Annotated in this window: 4 protein-coding genes and 1 pseudogene; 2 read left to right on the top strand and 3 right to left on the bottom strand. The window is 61.1% G+C overall.

Annotated features, from left to right (window positions below; genetic code table 11):
• Positions 1 to 1,170: DNA repair protein RecN (locus A3754_RS27845; protein WP_063520749.1), on the top strand; the 1,170-nt coding region annotated here is incomplete at its 5' end.
• 74 nt (positions 1,171 to 1,244) lie between these two features.
• Here the strand turns inward: A3754_RS27845 and fur are convergent.
• Complete coding sequence (fur, locus tag A3754_RS17625) at positions 1,245 to 1,649, bottom strand: ferric iron uptake transcriptional regulator (RefSeq protein WP_007149572.1); 405 nt, start codon at positions 1,647 to 1,649, stop codon at positions 1,245 to 1,247.
• A 187-nt stretch (positions 1,650 to 1,836) separates the two neighbouring features.
• On the opposite strand from fur, the gene A3754_RS17620 reads away from it, so the two are divergent.
• Complete coding sequence (locus A3754_RS17620; RefSeq protein WP_063520748.1) at positions 1,837 to 2,244, top strand: outer membrane protein assembly factor BamE; 408 nt, start codon at positions 1,837 to 1,839, stop codon at positions 2,242 to 2,244.
• A gap of 45 nt (positions 2,245 to 2,289) precedes the next feature.
• On the opposite strand, the gene A3754_RS17615 is transcribed toward A3754_RS17620, so the two are convergent.
• Complete coding sequence (locus A3754_RS17615) at positions 2,290 to 2,598, bottom strand: RnfH family protein (protein WP_063520747.1); 309 nt, start codon at positions 2,596 to 2,598, stop codon at positions 2,290 to 2,292.
• A pseudogene (locus A3754_RS27840) lies at positions 2,595 to 3,078 on the bottom strand (sodium-dependent transporter); the annotation flags it as partial. The gene A3754_RS17615 and the pseudogene A3754_RS27840, both read right to left, overlap by 4 nt.

Here is a 3,078-nt window from a genome sequence, read left to right as displayed (position 1 = left end):
CAGAAGGCCCGCCGCGCCCACGACGAGGCCCTAAACCAGGCCCGCGAACAGAACGAGAAAGAAGAGCTGCTGCGTTTCCAGCTGGAAGAGCTGGACGCCCTCGCCCTGCAAGACGGCGAGCTCGAACAACTGGAGCAAGAGCAGCAGCGGCTGGGCAACGCAGAAAGCCTGATCCGCGTCTGCCAGCAATCATTGAACGCGCTTTATGAAGGCGAGGAGGGCACCTGCAACGACCACCTCAGCCAGGTCAGCCACTGGCTGGATGACGCCCGCAACAACGACGACGGCCTGGGCAGCATTGCCGACACCGTGGAATCCGCCCGCCTGCAAGTGGAAGCCGCCGCCGACGATCTGCGCCATTATCTGGAAAAACTGGACCTGGACCCGGCGCGCCTGAGCCAGGTGGAAGAGCGCCTGAGCCAGTGTTACACCCTGGCCCGCAAACATCGCGTTCGCCCGGAAGAACTGGTGGAGCATCACCGCAGCCTGCTGGCCGAGTCCGACGCGCTGGGCAATGTGGACGCCCACCTGCACGCCCTGGCCGAGCAGGAAACGTCGGCCCAGCAGCACTATATGGACAGCGCACGCAAACTCAGCAAGGCGCGTCGTAGCGCCGCCAAGGCCCTCAGCCAGCAAGTACAGAAACAACTCACCGCCCTGGGCATGAAAGCGGCCCAGCTGGATGCGAGCCTCAGCGAATGCAGCCCCACACTCGACGGCCTGGAAGAGGTGGAGTTCCTGTTCTCCGCCAACCCCGGCCAGCCGCTCAAACCGCTGGGCAAGGTGGCATCCGGGGGCGAGCTGTCGCGGGTCAGCCTGGCCATTCAGGTGATCTGTGCACGCAACCTGACCGTGCCAAGCCTGGTATTCGATGAAGTGGATGTGGGCGTGGGCGGCGGCGTCGCCGAGATCGTCGGCCGGTTACTGCGCGAGCTGGGCCAGCACGCCCAGGTGCTGTGCATTACCCACCAGCCACAAGTCGCCAGCCAGGGGCACCAGCACTGGCAGGTACACAAGATTCAGGGAGACGACACCACCCACACCCGCATTCAGGGGCTGGACGAGACCGCAAGGGTGGAAGAGCTGGCGCGCATGCTGGGTGGCGTGGAAATCACCGAATCCACCCGCAATCACGCCAAAGAGATGCTGAGCAAAGCCCAGGCAGCCTGACAAGAAACGCAGCATGCTTCACGCAACAGGCACCACGCCCGTGTGCGACATGAAGCGTGCTGCGTGAGGCGCTACTACTTCTTCTTCGGCTTGACGTACAACACCAGCGAGTGATCCACGATTTCGTAACCGTGCTCCTCGGCAATGGCGTGCTGGCGCTTCTCGATCACGTCATCCATGAATTCCACCACCTGGCCGGTTTCCATGCACACCATGTGGTCGTGATGGTCTTCATCGGCCAGCTCGAAAACGGCTGAGCCCCCTTCGAAATTGTGGCGCAGCACCATGCCAGCCTGCTCGAACTGGGTCAGCACGCGATACACCGTGGCCAGCCCCACGTCTTCGCCGGAGTCCATCAATGACTTGTAGATGTCTTCCGCGCTCAGATGGCGCTCTTCGGACTTCTCCAGTTGCTGCAGGATTTTCACCCGCGGCAGGGTCACTTTAAGGCCCGCTTTTCTGAGATCCTGATTATCCAATGCGTATGCTCCATCTGCCAATCAATGGCGGTTTTAAAAAAGGCGGAAAATCTGTACCACCGGAGGCACCAAGGCGAACTCCTCGCCCGGTGAACTGTCCATGAAGAGGACCAGACTACCAGACGGGAGTTTGTCATGGGTTCCCAAGTCTGTATTATCGCCCGAACACTTAGCGAAGTCGAAAATCATGCCCCGGATTCTAGTTTCACTGACACTGATATCACTTCTGGCCACCGCCGGCTGCAGCACCCTGCGATTCCCCGGCGTCTACCGCATTGATATCCCACAAGGCAACTTCGTCACCGAAGATATGCTCAGCGAGCTGCAGCCCGGCATGTCACCGGAGCAAGTGCGCTACGTGCTCGGCGCACCGACTCTGGTCGACCCGTTTACCCCGGACCTGTGGATCTACCCAATGACTTACCGGCCCGGCAAGGGCGAGAACGTCAGCCAGAGCATCACCGTGTACTTTGAAAACGGCACCTACAGCCGCTACGAAGGTGAAGTCATCGACGACTTCAAGGCCAAGACCTCCGGACGCAATGATCTGGAATTGCAGCGCAAAGCCGCTGAGCGCAAGGATGAGGCCGAATAAGCGAGCGGCCCCCTTGCTGACCGGCCACGCTATAAAAAAAGCCTCTCAGCCCTTGTCTGCAGAGGCTTTTTCTTTTGCTCGTTTCTTGCGATTAAGCTTCGGGTCCGCCGTCAACGGGCGGTAGATCTCCACCCGCTCGCCCGCCTTGAGTACATGCCCCGCCGGGTTCGCCACCACCTTGCCGAACACCCCCATGGACGCCTTGCCCAGCTCCAGGCCGGCAAATTGCTCGTCGATACCCGATAACCGGGCCGCCTCCAGCATGGTGGTCCCTTCAGGCACATCCAGGCCTATCAAACGCTGCTTTTCCGGCAACGCATAGGTCACTTCCACGTGAATCATGGCATCACTCATTGTGCTGGCTCCAGCGGCGCCGACGGCACCTCACCGTCTTCAGCATCATCCGCGGGCTCTGCCACTGGCGCAGGGATCTCGGCCCCGGCCGCCACGCCCGGCGCTTCAGAGGCCGCCGGCGCAACCGGTTCCGGTTCCTTCACCGGGGCAGCCTCATCGGCAGGCGCCACGGCACTCCAGATGGAATACACAAACAAGGCGACCACCGCCGCCGGAGAGAAAATCCGCACCAGCGCGCGCCACACCAGGTACAGCTTGAAGTTCTTGATCCCCAGTTCCTTGCGCGCATGGGTTTCCTTCATCACCCAACCCGCAAAGATGGCAATCAACAGGCCACCCAGCGGCAACATCACCGTGGTGGACAGGAATTCCATGTTGTCGAAGAAGGTACCCGCCAGGAACGTATTGTCCTGCCACAGGTTAAAAGACAGCACCGAACCGATGCCCAGCACCCAGGCACCCAGCCCCACCACGGTAGCG

The sequence above is a fragment of the Alcanivorax sp. HI0083 genome (assembly GCF_001635175.1).
Note: the sequence above shows the minus strand (reverse complement) of the source record. Positions and strands in the feature narration are given on the sequence as shown.

What these genes read in the sequence shown, in the direction of transcription:
- A3754_RS17615 (WP_063520747.1), bottom strand. Translation starts at nt 2,598, where the DNA reads ATGAGTGATGCCATGATTCACGTGGAAGTGACCTATGCGTTGCCGGAA.
- A3754_RS17620 (WP_063520748.1), top strand. Translation starts at nt 1,837, where the DNA reads ATGCCCCGGATTCTAGTTTCACTGACACTGATATCACTTCTGGCCACC.